The organism is Bacillus sp. FJAT-26390 (assembly GCF_001682865.1).
Taxonomy (GTDB): Bacteria; Bacillota; Bacilli; order Paenibacillales; family Paenibacillaceae; genus Pristimantibacillus.
Genome location: NZ_MAQX01000001.1, coordinates 280,878 through 299,029, shown reverse-complemented (window position 1 = coordinate 299,029; position 18,152 = coordinate 280,878). Strand labels below are relative to the sequence as shown.

Here is an 18,152-nt window from a genome sequence, read left to right as displayed (position 1 = left end):
TTGACAATTCCACCTTATTCATGCTACGATATTTTCTGTTGAAACAAAATATGCGGTCGTGGCGGAATTGGCAGACGCGCTAGATTCAGGTTCTAGTGGTGTAACAGCCGTGGAGGTTCGAGTCCTCTCGACCGCATCCTAAAAAAAAGCATTATAAACTATTTTAGACGATGTATAATCCAATGGTCAATGATTGACTTTATATTGTAAATTCAAAACACTCCTTATTATGAAATGCAAATCATAATAGCGAGTGTTTTTTGTTGCTTGCATATTCACTTAATTATTGAGGGCGCCGCTTAATTAGCCGCACCCGTCCTATCATCCCATCCCTTCATACATCAACGCTTAGAAAAAAATATTTTTTATCGCATCATCTATCTTCTTATCTATATTCTCTCTGTCAGCACTGCCTTGCTCGTAAGCTTTATTTAATTCTTCAGCTACCTTCTCGGCAAATTTCTGATCAGCCATTCCTTTTAAAATCTCTTTCCGGCCAGCTACGATATCCCAATTTCGTTCAATCATATTCTGTTTAATTTCATATCGCATTAGAATAAGCTCCCCCTCATTCGTTACTTATGTAGAGCGCATACCTGGCTTCTATAACCACAACCATATAGGTTGCTTCCACCTTTAGTTATCCGCGTTTACAAGGATCATACTTAGATTATATATGTCGAACGATGGAAGTTGAAGAAAAATAATAGTCATTATAACTGAACAAAAAAAAGACCATCCTAAAATCGAATGGCCCCAAAACATCAATCTCTTTTTATGTAGCATCCTCAAAAGGCGTTGCCCGTTCCTCCGATGCCGGAGCGTAGCTATAAATCCGGCTCAGCTTCACCACTCGGCGACTAGGACGTCGAATCACAACGGAGGACTCGTCCCATGCCACTACAATGCCGTGCACATCATTTGCTTCCATCGCGTCCCGTACGACTCTCACTGTCACGCCGCTAACGCGGAATTGGTCCAATTGTTCTTCGCTTACCACTGCTTTTCCCTCCCGATCCTAAAATGGTGCCAAGTCTGTATTGAAAAACCTCAATGCATGCTCGCGCATCACATTGAGGCTCCATTCAACTTATAAAAAAATGATTCACTCCATCTACTGTTCTTTCAATTAACCTGCATGCTCTTTTGCATCATTGGTTTCGTACCACTCATCCAGCACGCGTGAAGACATTACACGCTTGCCGATATATTCGCTCTGGCGGTCAGTGAATTGATCCCGCCATTCAATGGATAATTCGTCACACAGCTTCACAATCGTTAGCAGCTCCGACCACGCCACATAGCGTTTGTACCAGAAAAACTGCGGATGCTCAATCATATAAGGATACAAATCATCAAATTCCGTATGTTTGCAATCTAGTGCACGCTCAAAGTGGACTTTCGCGTCGCTAAGCTTCGCATACATAAACTCTGCAGACATTTCCCCCATAACTTGTGCCTCCCCTCGATCACTTCTGTATCATTATAAGCGATAATGCCGACTCGGAAAAGGGCATTTGTACTGGAACATCTTACTCAAATGTAATTTCACCGTTATCTAGCGATGAAATACGGACGAGCGGCTCCACTCGAATGCCTTGTTCCCTTAAAGCTCTCCCGCCGGCTTGGAATGACTTCTCGACGACTACGCCAAGACCGATTAAGGTTGCGCCCGAACGCTGGATAATTTTAATGAGTCCGCGTGCAGCATCGCCATTTGCAATAATGTCATCAATAAACAGTACCCGGTCTTCTGCGGTTAGAAACTGTTTTGACACCATAATATCGGTAACCATTCCCTTTGTAAAGGAAGGTACTCTTTCCAAATATGCGTCTGGGTCTGCGATCAACGTCTTCTTGCGCCGAGCGAATACGAGCGGCACTCCAAGCGTATACGCCGTTGCATAAGCAGCGGGAATGCCTGAGGATTCGACCGTAATGACTTTCGTAATATGCTCTTCTGCGAAGCGCCTTGCGAATTCTTGTCCCATTTCCATCGTCAATGCAGGGTCGACCTGGTGGTTGATCAAAGCATCCATCCGCAGCACGTTACTCGACAATACGGACGATTCTGCTAAAATGCGTTGTTTTAAGCTTTCCATCTTTCATTACCTCCACCAAAATCCTTTTCGTTAACGTACCATAGGTCAGGCAAAAAGTGCAACCCTCTTGAAGGGGTTAGCTTGAAACCAACCTATCATCCAAGTATATCTAAGGAATAATTTCTAATCTACGGTAAAAAAGTGCAACTTTTCCCACCATTTCACGTCTAAACTGGTAGCGATTATCCGCTTGTTGAACTAGACTTTTTTCAAACATTTATCCATATAGTTGCCGATTATTGTTATATAACGAAAGGAGTGCAGAACATGCTTCGTAAGAAAAAAGAAACGACCAAAACAGCGATGCTTGCGGCTACCTCAGCGCTTGTCCTTCTGCTCGCTGGCTGCCAGAGTGCAGTGACAGCTCCACCCGATTATACGGGCAACGCAACACCGATTCAAGCCGAAGAGGATGATGAGCCAAACAGCCCGCAGAAAACGTATTCCGAACAGGTTGACAATGACCTTCAAACGGATGAGCCGCACTCCAACTTTGCCGATACGACTAGCAATACGAGCGCTAAGACATCAACGGTACGCAAGAAAGAAGATACGAAAGCAACGGTCAAAACCGCAAGCGAGGACGCAGCTTGGAACGCCGAGGAACCAAAGCTCAATGGCATAGCGATCGGCAGCAGCGATGCCGCAGTCAATAAGCTTTTTGGCAAACCCGTTGACAGCTACCAGCTTGAAGAAGAGGCCGAAGCCATTAAAGTGCTGGAATACAAGGGCTTTGCCATTGGCATCAATACGAACAAGAAAGTCCAATACATCGAGGTTTTCGACAAAAGCATCTCAGCTGGCCTGGGCGGGCTTCACATTGGAGATGACCCTGAGACAGCGCTTAGCTCGCTTGGAAAGCCCGATAAGCAAACGACCTATCTATTGACCTACAAGGCCAAAGGAGCGCTGCTAAAGCTTGATCTTGACCCTGTACATAACGAAATCGTATCGATAAAGCTGCTTGCGCTTCACTAACGTCTAAGACCAATCAAGCACCCATAGGCCTAGCAAGGCGAGCAGCAAGATCGGAAACGTAAGAAGAAGTCCGTATTTGGTATATTCACGCCAGCTGATGGAGATGCCTCCCTGTCGGGCAAGCTGGATCCAAAGCAATGTCGCAAGCGAGCCGATTGGCGTAAGCTTCGCCCCAACGGATGTTCCTAGCAAGCTAGCATAAGGCAAATAGTCCGGACCGTTCACCTGTTCAATCGCAAGGGAGGAAATGAGTACCGCCGGCAAGTTATTGATCGCTGCTGCAAGCAGTGCAAACAATAGGCCCGAGCCAAATATGCCGCTCCACTCGTCTTTCTCGTTAATCTGTTCAAGAACGGCTGGAAACCATGCCGTCGCCCCATGCACATGCAAGCTGTAAACGATTAAGTTCATCGACAGAGCAAAGATGATAATCAGCCAAGGCGCCCGCCCTATCGTTTGCTTGAAGGGTGCTTTTCCCGCTAAGGCCGAAGCGATCCACTGCACCGCAGCGCATCCAAGCGCTACAGCCGCCACCGGAATTCCAATCTTCTCCGATCCTAAATATCCAATCATCATAATGACAATGTTAAGCCATGATAAATAAAACAATCGATTATCCGTAATAGCGGAGGAAGGCTTCGGGAACCGTTCAGGCGCTAGCTCCCTCGTCTCCTCTCGCTTGATCGGTTGCCTAAAAAAGGCGACCGTCACAGCTACGGTGGCAACAATTGCGATTAAGCCGGGCAGCAGCATGCGGGATGCATACTCTCCAAACGAGATGTGAAAGAAGTCGGCTGTCAAAATATTCGTCAAATTGCTCATCATGAGCGGCGCACTCGCCGTATCCGCCATGAAACCTACCCCTAACAGGAAAATAAGCCTCCCGCTGCGCGAAAGCCCGAGCAGCGCCGTTACTTCCAGCACAATCGGCACCATGATCAAGATCGTCCCATCATTATTGAAGAATACGGTAACAAGGGCTGCAAGCAGCGACAAACCGATAAAAAGGACAAGCTGCCGGTGATGAAAGCGTTGGACGAGATGCAGCGCTGCCCAGCGAAAAAAACCGTTATGATCGAGCAGCGACGTAAATAACATGATGCCGATAAGCGAGAATGTTGCGTTCCAAACAAAGCTCCAAATGTAAGCTGCATCCTCCGGCTTTATAAGCTGAGCGGCATACAGCAAGACCGCGCCTGCCAAAGCGACAAACGCCTCGTTAATCCCCTTTGGTTTTATCAGTATTAATACTAATGACGTAACAAATACAGCAATCGCAATGAGCATCGACATGTCCTAACTCCTCATGATGGCGTTTCTTTATCCTAAAATTTTGAAAAAAGTCATGCCTGTCCCCCATTGGACATACCTTCTTATATAGAGGGTCATCGAACGGAGGACGGTAGACGATGTGGAAACGTACAGGAAAGGTGCTGCAAATCGCTTCAACCTATATGGGCACAATAGTAGGAGCTGGGTTTGCCACCGGGCAAGAAATATTGCAGTTTTTTACCCGCTTCGGTTATTGGGGAACGGTCACGATTGCTTTGACTACCGTACTGTTCATCTGGCTGGGCACCAAGATGATGCTCATTGCCAGCGAAATAAGAGCAAAATCTTACGAGGACTTGAACAAAGCGTTGTTCGGCGACAGATACGGGCGACTCATCAGCCATTTCATGCTCGTCGTGCTCCTAGGCGTAACAGCGGTTATGCTCGCTGGAGCCGGTACGATTTTTTATGAGCATTGGAATATATCCTATCAATCAGGCCTGCTTATTACGATGGCTGGTTGCTACTTTTTGCTGCGCAAAGGAATGAATGCCATCCTAACGGTTAATGCTATTGTCGTTCCCGTGATGCTTTTGTTCACTATCCTCATTATTATCGACACCTTTCGAACGCCGGGTGCGGACAAGTTCATTACGCTCTCAAGCGACCATTCGATTTGGGCGGCTTGGGCTTCACCGTTTTTGTACACCGCCTTTAACCTCTCGATGTCGCAGGCTGTGCTCGTACCGCTTGGCGCAGAAATTCGCGATCGCAAAGTAATCATTGCCGGGTCATGGGTTGGCGGGATCGGCATCGGCTTTATGCTGCTGGCTGGCCATATCGCCCTATCCGTTCACATGCCGGGCATTCAGCAATTTGCCATTCCGATGGGCGGGATCGCAAGGCAGCTGGGGCCAAGCGTTCAGTTCATTTACGTTTTTATTATTTTCGCAGAGATCTTTACGACGCTTATCGCTGACATCTACGGCCTCACCCTCCAACTCCATGAACGGTTGAAATGGGCACGCAGCTTAATTGTCCTGCTTATACTCGCGATTTGTTATGTAGCCAGCCAAATCGGCTTTGGCCCGCTGCTATCGACGCTTTATCCTATTTTTGGACTGATCAGCTTTGGCTGGCTTATCTTGATTATCCGCAAACGTGTAACGCATAGCTAAGAGAAGCCGTTATTTATGTAGCTACATTTGCACGAGCCGTGCATTTTTGCAGTGCATCAGCATGGCATCTCTAACATGTTCATGACAGGTCATCACGATCATTTGCCTATCGCTTGACAGTTCGGCGAGCAGCTTCGTCACAGCTTGCAGCCGGCCCAGGTCAAAATTAACGAACACATCGTCCAGCATAAGAGGCAGCTTCGTTCCCTGCGAGGCTTCCTCCGCCAAAGCGAAACGCATCGCTAAATACACCTGCTCAGCAGTCCCTCTGCTTAACATCGCACTGTCGATGAGCTTGTGATCCGATGATTCAAGCCGTATGCCCGGCTCTCCTGGCGTCGTCAGCACCCGAATGTATTTCCCGTCCGTCAGCTTCGAAATCAAACGTGATGCGTTCCGAAGCACGACGGGCTGGCGCTCTTCCTCGTAAATGCGTTTCGTCCTGCTTATTAACGCGGCGCTTATAGAAAGCACAGCATAGCGCTCCGTATCCGCCGCAAGCTTCGCAATCGTCATTTCCTTCTCGGAGAGCAGCTTTTGATGCTCCTCTTCCTTAAGCAGATGCTCGAGCGACTGCCGCAAGCTTCCCCGCTGCTCAAGCTGCTCCCGCTTCCGCTGCTCAAGCGCCTCAAGCTCATAGCTTGACTCCGATTGCAGCGCTTGAAGCTGCTCTTCGTCGTACGTTCTGAAAAGCTCCTCAAGCTCAAAAACCCGCTCCTCCGATAAGCCCGCCGTCATTTCAAGCGTAAGCTTGGACAGTTCAAGCTCCAGCTCCTGCAAATCGCGGCGATGCTGAATGGCGAGCTCATATTGCGCTTCGCTTGTAAGCTCGGCTTCCTCTATTTGCGCTGCGATTTGGGCATGCAGCTCCTGCAGACGGGAGTCCGCCGCTTGCATCGCCATGTGCAGTTCATCGCGGCGCGCGAGGATGCCGCGCGCCTCCTGCTTCGCTGCTGCATGCCGGCGTATCTCGGCATGCAGCAGCCGAAGTGCGAGCGCGGGGTCGGCGGCGAGCTGCGCCTTTGCTTCTTCGAGATGCCCGCACAAGTCGGCCGCTTGCTTAGCGAAAGCGGCCAGCTGTTTGCTTGCTGCGGCTTGCTTCGCCGCCAGCCGGTCGTATTGCTGCAGCCGCTGCAAAGCTTGCTCGGCAAGGTCAAAGGCTTCGAGCGCGGCTGCCGGAGACATGCCCGCCGGCAGCGAGCGTGCTGCAAGCCAGCCGGCCCATTGCCGGGCGAGGGCTTGTCTGGTTTGCGCAGCGGCGGCAGCCGCCTCGCTGCGGCCTGCGGCATGCGCGCGCAGCCGCTCTAGGCGGCGGGCGAGCTCGCTGGCGCTGTCGATGAGGCGCTCGCTGTTTTGGAGTGCCTCATCGCGGGCTTCGACTGCGGCGCGCAGCTGCGTGCGCGCCTGCTCGGCTGCCAGCACATGCTCAGCCGAGCTGTGATGCTTCGCGGCAAGCAGCGATGCCGCAGCTTCCTGCGGCTCGCGCACCATAACCTCCAGCGCCTGATAGATCCGCTTCTCGCGTTCGCTTAATGCGAGATAATCCGCTCTATTATCAGCGACGGCATAGCTTCCAAGCCCTCTGCCGCGCCGGCTATTGTGGCTGCCCGCCGCCTGTTCCGCGCCGCGGCTCCGCAGCAGCGCCGCAGCTGCAAGCACAAGCGCTGCGACCGCTAACGCCAGCGCTGCAAACACCGTGCCGCCGGCCGTCTTATCCGCCGCCGCAAACCACAGCGCAAGCGCGGCACCGCCCGCGCCAGCCGCTGCAGCCCAAAGCGGGCCGGCTCCGCCCCGGCCCGCAGCTGCCGCGCCGCCCGCATCGCTATCGCTCGCGGACCCGGCGGCGCCGGCAGTGCGCGCCCGCTCGAGCTCCCACTCGCGGAGCGCGCTATCCAGGGCGTTCCACGCCCCCTTCAGCGCATCCCGCGTACGCGGCAGCACCACAAACCCAGCGCCGCCCGCCTGCTCGCGCCTAGCCTCATCCCGTTCAGCGGCCGACCTCGCTTCCTCCAAGGCCATGCTCGCTTCCCGCTCCTGCTGCCTTAGCGTCTCAAGCTCGGCAGCGAATCGTTCTTCCGTCCGCGACTGCTCAAGCTCCTGCTGCTTCGCCTCTCGTACATAGTCCCGATCGGCAACCGTCACTTGAAGCTCTCTAAGCTGCCGCTCCGTCCACTCCGGCGCGATGCTCGTAACGAGTCTCGCGATCATCTCATCATGCTCACGGAGCTCCATTTCCCGCTCAGCGCTATCTTGAGCAAGCTTGCGCATGCTCTCCGATGATTGAAGCAATACCTCCGTTTCGTCTCCAAGCCGAATAAGCTGATCATCAAAGCTAATCGCTTCCAGCTGAAGCTCCATAAGCAGCGCTTTCTGGCGATGCTTCTCCATCTCCTCGCGGTATTCCGCTCTAAGCCGTAGAAGCTCCTCCCAGCTTTTCTCCGCATGCACCGAAAGCCGCGCTGCATAGGCGATTCCTTCCCTCTCAAGAAGCAGCTTCTCCTTTCGCATCCAAAGCGGTCTTACCGAGCAAGCTTTGTTCAGCATCGTTTGCCGAGACTCGCGCGCGGGCAACTCCTCTTCAAGTGCGCGCAGCGACTCATCCAGCCTCGAGGTCTGATGCACCAAATCGTTATATGAAGTTATAGCATCAGCTCGTTTCCGCAGAGCCGCTTCAAGCTGCTCGAACGACTTAAGCTGCTGATTGATTTGCTGATTCGTCCCGCGTGGCTTAAAAAGCGATTCCATCTCTGCAGCTAACCGCTTCTCCGCTGCCGCAATCGTCTTGCCGTCGTCCCAGCCCGCTTGGTACAAATAACGTCCGAGCTCATCGCTGGGCAAAGCGCCAATCTCCTGAAGCTCGGAGAGCGTTACTGCAAATAGCTGGCGGTATACCCTTTCACTGACCCCGCCAAGAAATTGCCGCTCAAAGTCCGTTTGCGCTAGCCATACCTCTTCTGCAAAAGCCGTTTCAGCATCCTCCAAAAAGCTTTTCCCGCTGCCATCAATCGTCGTTCGACTCATTTCACGAATTTTTAGCTTGCTTGATCCATCAGCCGCATAACGTTCAACCACATATTGTTTCCCTTGCGAATCGCCAAAAAATAGACGGCCTCCATGCTTGCCGCCATTCACCGGCTCCTGCCGCTCGCTTGGCTGCCCGCGTTTGGCGAAGCCGTACAGCATCGAGCGTACAAAGCCAAAAACCGTGCTTTTACCTGCTTCATTCGGACCATACACGATGATTACCGGCGCATCAAGCGGAACCTGCCGCCCGAACAGCTGCCCGAAACCGTCAATCTCAGCCTTCATTAGCTTCATGCTGCATCGTCAACTCCTAAAGGTTATCGTATAAGTTTTCCGGCTTGGCATCATTAGTCCCGATCGTTGCCACGAAGGGTCCCCACCGTCAGCTCCTGCGCTTGCTCCAGCCAGCGCTTTGGCAGCTCGTCCCATTTGCCCTGCATAAGCCTGCCCAGCTTCGCATGCCCCGCAATCGTACCAAGCGCATCCTTCGCAAAATCACGCCACAACGCTTCGTCATCTGCCAGCTTCTCGCTCAATCGATATAGTTCACCGGCGAAGCTGTCCTCCGAAGCCAGCTCAAGCCAGTTCAGCTCGGCTCCCGTATTTGCCTCAAGCCCATGCACCAGCACCCAGGCTTCCCCGGATGCATAAGGCCTACCCTCTTGCAGCTGCTCTAGCAGCGTCCGAACGACCACAGGATCTGATAGCTTCTGATGCAGCGTGCCGCGCCCGGTAAGCGTAAGCCGAAGCATGACAGAGCGGCCTTCGGCTTCTGCCAGCACTTGCTCTATGACCATATCCAGCTGCTGCAATAGCTCTTGCTCTGAAGCAACTGCTTCAATAGAGCAGCTATGCTCAAGCCAGCGCACCTCATCAAGCGGCAAAAACGTCAGCTCGGTCGCCCTTGCAGCAGACACATCAACGATATAACAGCCCTTTGCCCCTGTTTCGCGCGGATTTCTCCCCTGCGTATTGCCGGAATAAACGACATGCGGATAAGTATGCAGTACTCTGCGATGATGAATATGGCCTAGCGCCCAATAATCGAAGCCTTTGCCGCCGATAAGCTCGTCCAGCGTGCATGGCGCGTAAGGGTCATGCGAACCATCGCCGTCAACGTTGCCATGCAGCAGCGCAATATGAAACGGCGCCTCCGGCTGAATTTGATATTGTGCTGCCATATTTTCAGTCATGATCCGCGTGCCGTACGATCTGCCGTAAATAAAAGCAGCCAGCTCTCCGCTTCTGCGATAAGCCGGCTTATATTCCATCTGATCCGCTCCAAACACATGCACATTAGACGGCAGCTTAAGAGCAGCCCGCATGCCATTTAGCGGATCATGATTCCCATGAATAATAAACACCGCAATGCCATGCTCCTCCAGCTTCTCCCACTCTCGAACGAGCATAAGCTGCGCCCGCAGGGAGCGATCTGCCTCATCGAACAGATCGCCGGCTAATACAATAAAGTCCACTTGCTCGCGAATTGCGGCTCCCGTCAATTGCCGCAGCGCAGCGAAGGTCGATTCGGTCAAAGCTTCTCTCACGTGATCCGGTGCCTTCGCTAACCCGCGGAACGGACTATCCAAATGCAAATCTGCTGCATGAATGAATCGAAAAGATACCGTCATCCCATAACCGCCTATTCCGTTTTAAAATGAACCGCTACTCCGGCTTCATATTGAGATAAACTTTTTTCAGCTGTGCGATTACCCGTTGCAGCGAGTAGACCTTCTTCGCTTTATCCCAGCCTGCTCTTGCCAAATTGTATCGATAGGTCGGATCTGTCACGACCTTCTCAAGGGCATCCGCAAGCGCTACTGGGTCCTCGGGCGGTACAAGCAATCCATTGACGCCATCATCGATTTGCTCGGCTATGCCGCCTACATTCGTCCCGACGAGCGCTAGCCAGCATAACGCCGCTTCCGCGAACACGGAACCAAATGCTTCCGCGCGCGATGGCAGCACGAACACATCGAAGAACGGCATGAACTCCTCTGGATGAAGCATGTAGCCGTAAAAGATAATATCGTCGTACAAATCAAGCTTCACCGCTAACGCTTCAAGCTCCTCGCGTATCGGACCGTCTCCAATGATATGAAGAACAAAGGGATGGCCTTTCTTCTTAAGCTCCGCGCAAGCATGAAGCAGCACGTCAAGTCCCTTCGCCGGAACGAGCCTGCACACTGTAATCAGCTGCGTTACTGCATTTTCATGGGCGATCGGCTTGAATCGTTTTTCATCAAACCCGTTTGGAATCACTTTAATTTTTTCGGGATGCTTAATGTGCGGAGAGATATAAGTACGGAACGACTCGGAAACGGTCAGCAAATGATCCGCCTTCGCCTCTAGCTCGCCATAAATGCTCATTAGAAACTGATGCTCCGGTCCGCCCTCTTTAATTTTCCCGTTCAAAATAAGCTCGCGCTCATAGCTGGAGTGAATCGTCACCGCAAGCGGCGTATCAGGAAACAGCTGCTTCATGACAAGCGCGGCAATCGGATGGTGGGCATGTATAATATCGTACGGCTTCTTGATGCGCATTTTTGTCCACCATACGTAGTCTTTATAGGTTTGTATATATTTGTCTACCATCGTATTCCCGCTGTAGACCGTATGGTCAAAGGTTTCAAATACGACCTCGTCCTGTCCCTTGCTCCTTACGCGCTTAGGCAAGGAGAACAATTCCATCTGCCAACCCATCTTAATAAATCTATCCTGAATGTACGGGATCATGGAAGAAACTCCGCCCGGCTGCTCCGGTGGAAAAAACAATGCTTGTAAAATATTCATGTGTCCCATCCTTTCAACATAAAACGTCTATCCTCAGCTGTTCGTACACCGTAAAACATGATATATTAGAACATATGTTTCTGTAAAGCTGCTGCAACCAATACTAGATAACGGTGGTTAACTCATGTCAATTACACAATGGCTATCAGGCCCGAACGGTCAATTGCTTTCATCCTCGGCAGTTATCGTCATTCTCATCTTAATGCTTTTTATGTCAGTAAGGCTTTACGTCAGCTATCGCAATAAACGAATTTATCGCTTGCTCATTACAGCAATACCGCTCATCATCGTCAAGCAGTGCTTGCTCGTCGTTCTGGCCTATCCGGGCTGGTCATTATCCCCATGGCTTTATTTGGCATTTACGATCTTGCAGATCATTTCATTTATTATTATAAACTTTGTTTTCATGAAATTATATACTCATCGTTCCGCTCAGCTCAAAGTCATTCCCTTTATTATAATGAGTATGATGGCTTTCGTTATTGCAGGCATACAATTTGCCATTACGCCCTTTACGACGGATACGGCTGTCGAGGCGCAAGCCTTTACTTTTCCCGCACTCGACTTCTATGGTTTAATCGTTATTTTTATGATCATGCTCGATACCAGAAGCGCGGATATGAGCTCCAAATATTATGCCAGCTTGATCGTGTTTTTCGCTAGCGAGATTGCTAGGCTCGCCAACGCTTATGTATTCCATGGCTCGCTTATTTGGCTCATTTCGATTAGCCAGCTGCTGCCGATCATCTATTACACGCTGCTGTTCATCCTGCTCTTTGAATGGGTGATCGAGCGGCTTATGTATACCTATCAGTCGTCTATTATGGATGGTCTGACCGGCTTATATAATCGGCGTCATTTTTATTCTAAAGCGGAGCAACTGCTCCAAAACAACAAGCAGATGGCGATTCTGTTTTGCGATATTGACAACTTTAAAAAATTAAACGATACACATGGCCATCATAAAGCTGACGGCGTGCTTAAGCAGGTCGCTGAAATTATCAAGGAAGAATCTAGCGGCATTGGCTCGGCTGGACGATACGGCGGAGAAGAACTGCTGAGCTGCATCAGTACTGAACGCGTGAAGCCTGAAATTGTTGCGGAATCCATTAGGAACAGAGTCGAGCAGGAGACGATGGTTACGATAAGCGTCGGCTTCAGCACAACCAAAGAAAGCAAGGCCGTTCAAGAGATGATTAAGCAAGCTGACGAAGCTATGTACCATTCAAAGACGACTGGAAAAAACAAGGTAACACCGTTCAAATTAACGCCAGCTTACAAAAAATCACGTGCCTAAAGCTTTCCCTGCGCTTGTCCATCTAGCATTTAGCGAGATGAACAAGCGTTTTTAATTTGTAGTTCAATGGCTATCGGTTTAACGGCTACAATTATGGGATACCCCGCTTAAGAAAGTTATTCATCAACAGGGGCAGAGAAATTAAAATGGGCGGGTCGTCGGGACGTGGCGTATAGAGCATAACCTGTTGATGCGGAACGGAAAGGCAGCTCGTGACGGTGATTGGCTCTTTGGATCTAGTACGCAGCGTATTTTGCGGCAGCAGGACATCCTTTGCTTGCATTCCCCATGAAACCGATGTTGCCATCAAATAATAGGTGCCCGGTTTGACGCCTGTCAAACAAAAATGGCCGATCGAAGAAAGCAGCGTTCCGTACAAAGGCAATCCTTCTGGAATCGGTTTGGCGAACAAGCCGAGCAGAATGACTCCCTCAAAAGGGATTTCAGCGTGAACGGTCCCTTCAATCCGGTCGTGCTTGGTAGAAGGAATTTCAAGCTTTCTCCAATCGTTTAGCTCCCGCAGGGAACGCATTTGGCTTTCCACTTGCAATGCGGAGCTGCGAAATTCAGACGGGGTGACGCCTACGCGCTCGGTAAATCTAGAGGTAAAGGTGCCGAGGCTTTGCTGTCCAATCTCTAATCCGACATCGCGAATGCTCAAATTCGTATGCAGCAGAAGATGCTTTGCTTTTTGCAAGCGGTGGGAGGATGCATAATATAAAGGCGATAGACCGATCCTCTCTTTAAAAATACGCGTGAAATGAAAGCTGCTATAGCCTGCAAATTGAGCTAATCTGGCAAGCGGAAGCGGCTCATAAATATTTTCATGAATAAAGGCGATTACCTCATCTATTTCCGAATATCGATCCGTCACCAACGCTATCCCTACTTTCCTGCCATGTTCCTGTTCTTTACCCTAGAAAACAGAACTTATGTTCGCATTTATAATAGCATATCTCTGTCTAATATGAAACCCCACAAGAAAGAAAAAAACACCGGCGGCTGCGGTGTTTTTTTCTTTGTAATATGGCGCGGTTATCCGAAGCTATTGCGTGGTTTGCGATGAAAAAAATTCGCGCAGCCGCAGCGCTTCGATGCCGGCAAGCAGCACGATGCCGATGCCATGCGTATCATTCAGCTGCCAGGTCAGCTCATTTTTATAGTACAAAGCCGAGTATGAATATCCCGACCCTCTGCAAACGCCGTAAACGTTGCCGAATTTATCGATACACTCGTTTTTCAGCCCCTCCCAGCCTCTATGAACAGACCGGACATAACGATCCGCATCGTCCAAATAGCTCGATTGTCCCGTCATTTCGTAATATTTCGCAAAAAACGGCGTGCTCATATACAAATCGTCGCACCATACCGTATCCATGGGGAGTTGGGCAAGGAGTGTTGATAGCTTCCAATCGTATTTTTGGACGATCGATGATGCGGAGCGCACTATTAAAGCCGCACGCCGCTGCATCTATCGGACCCGTATCACCGTCTTGCTGCAATCGGCTTCTCAAGCGCATAAAGCTCATCCTCAAGCGTCTGCATTCGCTCGAGCACCGCTTTGCGCGCATCATTAATGGCATGGTTATACAAATGTGGACCTATTTCTTGAATCATAAAATCAAGCAGCTGCTCCGCTGCAATCGATCCAAGCGTCTCCGAACGCTCCAGCTCAAAATACTGCTGAATCCGGCCGGTCAGCTGCTCCTTCTGTTCCTTCGGCAGTTTCATCATTAACATCGTATTATCCCTCCAATTGTCCTTTCAACACCGTTACCGCTTGTCCCGACAAATAAACTCTATCGCCATCCGGCTTCACCTTCACGATACCGCCGCGCTGAGAGGCTTGATAACCGACCAGCTCGTCCTTGCGCAGCCGCTTTGCCCAGTATGGCGCTAGCGCGCAATGGGCCGATCCTGTAACGGGGTCCTCATCGATTCCCGTCGCTGGGTAAAATGCGCGTGAGACGAAGTCATAAGGAGAGCCAGTCGATCGGCTTGTTACAATAACGCCGCGAGCTTCCACCCTGGCAAGCATCGCAAAGTCCGGACGCAGCGTGCGAAGCGTCTCCTCGCTGTCCACCTCTACAAAATAATCCATCCGATTGCGGCCGGCATATCTCGGAATAAGCCCCAAGCCCTGAACAAGCTCCTCTGGCGCAATGGCCGCTTCCGGCGGCTCGGCCGGGAAATCCATCACGATCCAAGCTCCGTCGCGCCTTGCCGTTAATCGTCCGCTTTTCGTCATAAAGCTTGCCATTTGATCCGGCGGCAGCTTGCCAGACTCCCATAATACATGTGCGGTAGCCAGCGTTGCATGCCCACACAAATCAACCTCGCCTACAGGTGTAAACCACCGCAGGTCGTAGCCATCTGGTCTAGGCACAATAAATGCCGTTTCCGAAAGATTCATTTCCGAGGCTACCTGCTGCAACCAGCTTTCAGGCTGCGGCTGCTCCAATAGGCAGACAGCTGCCGGATTGCCTTTGAACCGCTCATTTGTAAATGCATCTACAATATGCAACTCATAACTCATTTCTCTATCCTTCCTCTCTTTACCCACCATGTGCCAAAGGCGGCTAATACTGCGCCATATACAAGATGGCCGATCAGCCACCATAAGAGCGCTTGAAGATCATCAATGGCTGGGGTGCGCTCCGAGAGCTGTGTGAGCGGTATCCAAGTGCAGCACGCTGCTGCAAGGCTCATGCCGAGGCTCAGCCCGGCAGGCGAGCGCCAAAGCGACAAGAGCGATAAATATAGGATGCCTAACGGAATCGAGACGAGCATATGCAGCGTAAACTCCATCCACTCGTTCATTGGGCCCGGCAGCCACGAAATAAAATCGATATTGAGCAGCAGGACGTAGACAGCTGATCCCGTTAGCCGCTCCAGCAGCTTCATCGTAAGGCCGAGTACAACGCCGCTGAGCGCACCTGCCAGCAGTCCAGCGGCTGCCAGCTTCGGCAAGCTGCTCCTTGAAGATCCTCTTTCCCCTTTAACCGCCAATACGTTTCCTCTTCTCATTCACCTGTTCAAACAAAAAAGAGCCTGCCCTCGCAAAACGAGCCGGAGCGAATGACTTTCATTCGATGCTCCTCTCGTTTGCGCGCAAGCACTTCATATAGGTTATCCTTTGAGCGGAATAAGCAGTTCTACCGGCTCTTCCTCCAAATGATGCTCATCAATATAAAATAGTTCCAGCGATACGGCGTTTTCCTGCTTCTCTAACCGCATCTCGTTTATCCAAGTATGAAGCTGCTCATACCCTTCGCCGATTCTTTTGTTCGAGCAGGCTACCATCGCGTAACGATGTTCGGGAATCGTGAACTGCACCATGCCGGGAGGAACCTCCTCCAGATGCTGCACCTCATAACAAGCAAAGTACGTCGCAAATACTTCATTTCCAAAATAGGGACTATACAGCACCGTAGATTTGGCAGCGTCATTTAACTCATGTTTGCGTGTCAAAAACTCGGTTTGCAGCCGGATGGCTTCATCCGGAAAGGATGAATAGGGGCCGCAATAGCTAATGCCTGCCAAATGGAGCGCAGGTTTGGTGACGATTGAGCAGTTTTCCACGCGGTTTCCTCCTTCGAATCTGTCAGGACTTGTGCGCTAGGATGAGCTTTCTCTGCCCTTAGTGTATCATGCTTTACTAGCAAATGGAATGTCGTTTCGCCTTTATTCCATTCAAGTAAGGAATAAACAGGCTGCAAAACGAAGGCTACTCCATTTCCAAACGCTTCATAAACTCTTCCACTGCGCTGTAGCCCTGCTGTCTAAGGTACCAGTTGTTTGCCGCCGCCTCGATCAAACCCGCAATATCTCTTCCCGGCTGCACCTGAATCTCAATGTGCGGAATTTGTACGCCCATATATTCAGTCGTTTTTGGCACAAGCTCCAAATCATTGTTTAGCTCATTGTCCCGCCATCTGGTCAGCTCGATATCCAGCACGATACGCGTCTCGTCTTGAAAGGCTTGCCTGCCATAAAGCCTGACGACGTTAATAAGCCCAATGCTCCGCAGCGCTAGAAACTCCTTTGTTTTCCCGTTGTGCGTTCCTAGCAGCGTTTGCGAGCTCAGCTTTTTTAATACGACGATATCATCCGCTACCAGTCTAGAGCCGCGCCCAATTAACGTATGCGCGGTTTCGCTTTTGCCGATGCCTGATTTGCCGCGCAGCAAAATGCCAATGCCCGACACGTTCAGGCAGATGCCGTGGATCGAAATTTCCGGTGCAAGCGAGTTGAGCAGATACGCATCCAGCATCCCTAGAAACTGAGCTGTTGGTATCTTTGTGCGAAGCAAAGGAATGCCCTCTTGGTCGCAATATTTTTTCAAATATTTCAGTCCGTCTTGACCTGCGGTAACGACAAAACATGGCGGATGATATTTGACGATATTTCCAATATGATGATTTCGTTCCTCTTCACTTAACGTATGCAAATAAGTAATTTCTTTTCTGCCTAATATTTGGACATGCTCCTGCGGAAAAAATTCAAAATACCCGACAAACTCAAGCCCTGGGCGATATGCCCTCGCTTTTGCAATTTGCCGATCCAGCTGATCCTCTCCCGCCAGCACTTCTAATGAAAATTTCTCTGCAAGCTCTCGTATCGCTATCGATTTCAAAGCGACTTTCCCCCTTTGCTGTCATCTATGATCATATTCAACAACGCCTTTCTTATCCCTGCTGGAGTTGCTTATTCATTTCTGTGGCGCTAGGACCCCGTAGAGCGGTAATGACGAACGCCGATGCGCCATACGAGCAGGCACGGCAAAATAAATACGATGCCCGCCATAGGCGCCAAAATGTACGGCAAATCATTGCCTGTCGTTTTATCGAGCAAATAAAGCAAAGGCAAGTAGTTGACGCATCCAAACGGGATAATGAACGTAAAAAAGCGCGTCACCCATTTTTGATAAATGTTAAGCGGATACTGGGCCATTTCCCTGCCGCCGTCTGTAAAAATATTAGCGATTTCAAGCCCTTGAATCGTCCAGAAGCACATCGTCGCAGCCAGCATAAAGATGCCGGTAAAAATAAATACGCCGCTCGCGATCATAAAAAAGAGAGTGATGATCTTAAGCAGCGACCAATCCACTGCAAGCTGGCTAATCGCCCAAGTGAGCACCACCGCGCTTTGCAGCAGCCTGCCGACGCGGGTAAACTCGAATTTCGAGCCTAGCACTTGCAATACGGTACTGCGCGGGCGCACCAGCACGCGGTCAAAGTCGCCGCCTGCCACCAAGCTGGAGAACGAATCAAAGCCCCGCGCAAAGCATTCGCTAATCGCAAAAGCCATATGAATGATAGAGAAGCAGAGCGCTACCTCTTGGAAATCCCAGCCCTTGATTTGCCCGAACCGCTCGAACATGAAGTACAAGCCCGCAAATATCGAAAACGGCACAAGAAATTGTCCGATCGAGAGCAGCCAAAACGAAGTGCGATACTGCATCTGCGACTTAAATAAAATCAACATATATTTTCCGTACAATTTCAT

General features: G+C 50.5%; 19 protein-coding genes and 1 tRNA gene. 4 read left to right on the top strand and 16 right to left on the bottom strand.

The features are described 5' to 3' along the window. Positions 1-52: 52 nt before the first annotated feature. Positions 53-136: transfer RNA gene (locus A7975_RS01365), tRNA-Leu, on the top strand. Positions 137-348: 212 nt separating this feature from the next. On the opposite strand, the gene A7975_RS01360 is transcribed toward A7975_RS01365, so the two are convergent. The 4 genes from A7975_RS01360 to A7975_RS01345 form a co-directional block, all read right to left on the bottom strand. Beyond that, the gene (locus A7975_RS01360) at positions 349-552 is read right to left on the bottom strand and encodes a hypothetical protein (RefSeq protein ID WP_065383920.1); all 204 of its coding nucleotides are present in this window, start codon (positions 550-552) and stop codon (positions 349-351) included. Positions 553-775: 223 nt separating this feature from the next. Then, entirely contained in the window at positions 776-1,000 is a 225-nt protein-coding gene (locus tag A7975_RS01355) for a hypothetical protein (RefSeq protein WP_053375412.1), read from the bottom strand. A gap of 129 nt (positions 1,001-1,129) precedes the next feature. Continuing rightward, on the bottom strand, positions 1,130-1,450 hold the full coding sequence (locus tag A7975_RS01350; RefSeq protein WP_053375411.1) for a hypothetical protein: 321 nt from the start codon (positions 1,448-1,450) through the stop codon (positions 1,130-1,132). An 82-nt stretch (positions 1,451-1,532) separates the two neighbouring features. Then, a complete protein-coding gene (locus A7975_RS01345; RefSeq protein ID WP_065383919.1) occupies positions 1,533-2,102 on the bottom strand; it encodes a xanthine phosphoribosyltransferase in 570 nt (189 codons plus the stop codon). A gap of 267 nt (positions 2,103-2,369) precedes the next feature. Between A7975_RS01345 and A7975_RS01340 the strand changes: the two genes are divergently transcribed. Continuing rightward, positions 2,370-3,080: a hypothetical protein gene (locus tag A7975_RS01340; RefSeq protein WP_065383918.1), complete on the top strand. Its 711-nt coding sequence runs from the start codon at positions 2,370-2,372 to the stop codon at positions 3,078-3,080. A gap of 3 nt (positions 3,081-3,083) precedes the next feature. On the opposite strand, the gene A7975_RS01335 is transcribed toward A7975_RS01340, so the two are convergent. Further along, entirely contained in the window at positions 3,084-4,373 is a 1,290-nt protein-coding gene (locus A7975_RS01335) for an ArsB/NhaD family transporter (protein ID WP_082197920.1), read from the bottom strand. 116 nt (positions 4,374-4,489) lie between these two features. Here A7975_RS01335 and A7975_RS01330 point away from each other — a divergent pair, with 116 nt between their 5' ends. Further along, positions 4,490-5,530, top strand: a complete 1,041-nt coding sequence (locus A7975_RS01330) for a YkvI family membrane protein (RefSeq protein ID WP_065383917.1) — start codon at positions 4,490-4,492, stop codon at positions 5,528-5,530. Positions 5,531-5,551: 21 nt separating this feature from the next. Here the strand turns inward: A7975_RS01330 and A7975_RS01325 are convergent, their stop codons facing one another. The 3 genes from A7975_RS01325 to A7975_RS01315 are packed head-to-tail and all read right to left on the bottom strand — an operon-like array spanning position 5,552 to position 11,347. After that, positions 5,552-8,848: an AAA family ATPase gene (locus A7975_RS01325; RefSeq protein WP_065383916.1), complete on the bottom strand. Its 3,297-nt coding sequence runs from the start codon at positions 8,846-8,848 to the stop codon at positions 5,552-5,554. A 53-nt stretch (positions 8,849-8,901) separates the two neighbouring features. Further along, complete coding sequence (locus tag A7975_RS01320) at positions 8,902-10,185, bottom strand: metallophosphoesterase family protein (RefSeq protein ID WP_065383915.1); 1,284 nt, start codon at positions 10,183-10,185, stop codon at positions 8,902-8,904. 34 nt (positions 10,186-10,219) lie between these two features. Further along, positions 10,220-11,347, bottom strand: a complete 1,128-nt coding sequence (locus A7975_RS01315) for a glycosyltransferase family 4 protein (RefSeq protein WP_053375404.1) — start codon at positions 11,345-11,347, stop codon at positions 10,220-10,222. A 124-nt stretch (positions 11,348-11,471) separates the two neighbouring features. Here A7975_RS01315 and A7975_RS01310 point away from each other — a divergent pair, with 124 nt between their 5' ends. Further along, the gene (locus tag A7975_RS01310; protein ID WP_053375403.1) at positions 11,472-12,644 is read left to right on the top strand and encodes a GGDEF domain-containing protein; all 1,173 of its coding nucleotides are present in this window, start codon (positions 11,472-11,474) and stop codon (positions 12,642-12,644) included. Between the two features lie 91 nt (positions 12,645-12,735). Here A7975_RS01310 and A7975_RS01305 read toward each other — a convergent pair whose 3' ends face one another. The 8 genes from A7975_RS01305 to A7975_RS01270 form a co-directional block, all read right to left on the bottom strand. Next, entirely contained in the window at positions 12,736-13,521 is a 786-nt protein-coding gene (locus A7975_RS01305) for a helix-turn-helix domain-containing protein (RefSeq protein ID WP_176707650.1), read from the bottom strand. A 168-nt stretch (positions 13,522-13,689) separates the two neighbouring features. After that, positions 13,690-14,115, bottom strand: a complete 426-nt coding sequence (locus A7975_RS01300; RefSeq protein WP_065383914.1) for a glycoside hydrolase family 88 protein — start codon at positions 14,113-14,115, stop codon at positions 13,690-13,692. A 14-nt stretch (positions 14,116-14,129) separates the two neighbouring features. Continuing rightward, positions 14,130-14,384 (bottom strand): DUF2164 domain-containing protein, encoded by a 255-nt coding sequence (locus A7975_RS01295; RefSeq protein ID WP_053375400.1) that lies wholly within the window; start codon positions 14,382-14,384, stop codon positions 14,130-14,132. 4 nt (positions 14,385-14,388) lie between these two features. Next, positions 14,389-15,180 carry a PhzF family phenazine biosynthesis protein gene (locus tag A7975_RS01290; RefSeq protein ID WP_065383913.1) on the bottom strand — a complete coding sequence of 264 codons (792 nt, stop codon included), beginning with the start codon at positions 15,178-15,180 and terminating at the stop codon, positions 14,389-14,391. Next, positions 15,177-15,653, bottom strand: a complete 477-nt coding sequence (locus A7975_RS01285) for a hypothetical protein (RefSeq protein ID WP_082197919.1) — start codon at positions 15,651-15,653, stop codon at positions 15,177-15,179. The genes A7975_RS01290 and A7975_RS01285 overlap by 4 nt, the downstream gene beginning before the upstream one ends. Before the next feature lie 120 nt (positions 15,654-15,773). Further along, complete coding sequence (locus A7975_RS01280; protein ID WP_053375397.1) at positions 15,774-16,226, bottom strand: GyrI-like domain-containing protein; 453 nt, start codon at positions 16,224-16,226, stop codon at positions 15,774-15,776. Positions 16,227-16,371: 145 nt separating this feature from the next. After that, positions 16,372-17,280 (bottom strand): HPr(Ser) kinase/phosphatase, encoded by a 909-nt coding sequence (gene hprK, locus A7975_RS01275; RefSeq protein ID WP_053375396.1) that lies wholly within the window; start codon positions 17,278-17,280, stop codon positions 16,372-16,374. Between the two features lie 89 nt (positions 17,281-17,369). After that, complete coding sequence (locus A7975_RS01270) at positions 17,370-18,152, bottom strand: ABC transporter permease (RefSeq protein WP_065383912.1); 783 nt, start codon at positions 18,150-18,152, stop codon at positions 17,370-17,372.

Coding starts and splice junctions, on each gene's coding strand:
- A7975_RS01360 (WP_065383920.1), bottom strand. CDS start 552: ATGCGATATGAAATTAAACAGAATATGATTGAACGAAATTGGGATATC.
- A7975_RS01350 (WP_053375411.1), bottom strand. CDS start 1,450: ATGGGGGAAATGTCTGCAGAGTTTATGTATGCGAAGCTTAGCGACGCG.
- A7975_RS01345 (WP_065383919.1), bottom strand. CDS start 2,102: ATGGAAAGCTTAAAACAACGCATTTTAGCAGAATCGTCCGTATTGTCG.
- A7975_RS01340 (WP_065383918.1), top strand. CDS start 2,370: ATGCTTCGTAAGAAAAAAGAAACGACCAAAACAGCGATGCTTGCGGCT.
- A7975_RS01335 (WP_082197920.1), bottom strand. CDS start 4,373: ATGTCGATGCTCATTGCGATTGCTGTATTTGTTACGTCATTAGTATTA.
- A7975_RS01330 (WP_065383917.1), top strand. CDS start 4,490: ATGTGGAAACGTACAGGAAAGGTGCTGCAAATCGCTTCAACCTATATG.
- A7975_RS01325 (WP_065383916.1), bottom strand. CDS start 8,848: ATGAAGCTAATGAAGGCTGAGATTGACGGTTTCGGGCAGCTGTTCGGG.
- A7975_RS01320 (WP_065383915.1), bottom strand. CDS start 10,185: ATGACGGTATCTTTTCGATTCATTCATGCAGCAGATTTGCATTTGGAT.
- A7975_RS01315 (WP_053375404.1), bottom strand. CDS start 11,347: ATGAATATTTTACAAGCATTGTTTTTTCCACCGGAGCAGCCGGGCGGA.
- A7975_RS01310 (WP_053375403.1), top strand. CDS start 11,472: ATGTCAATTACACAATGGCTATCAGGCCCGAACGGTCAATTGCTTTCA.
- A7975_RS01300 (WP_065383914.1), bottom strand. CDS start 14,115: ATGCAGCGGCGTGCGGCTTTAATAGTGCGCTCCGCATCATCGATCGTC.
- A7975_RS01295 (WP_053375400.1), bottom strand. CDS start 14,384: ATGTTAATGATGAAACTGCCGAAGGAACAGAAGGAGCAGCTGACCGGC.
- A7975_RS01290 (WP_065383913.1), bottom strand. CDS start 15,180: ATGAGTTATGAGTTGCATATTGTAGATGCATTTACAAATGAGCGGTTC.
- A7975_RS01270 (WP_065383912.1), bottom strand. CDS start 18,152: ATGAAATTGTACGGAAAATATATGTTGATTTTATTTAAGTCGCAGATG.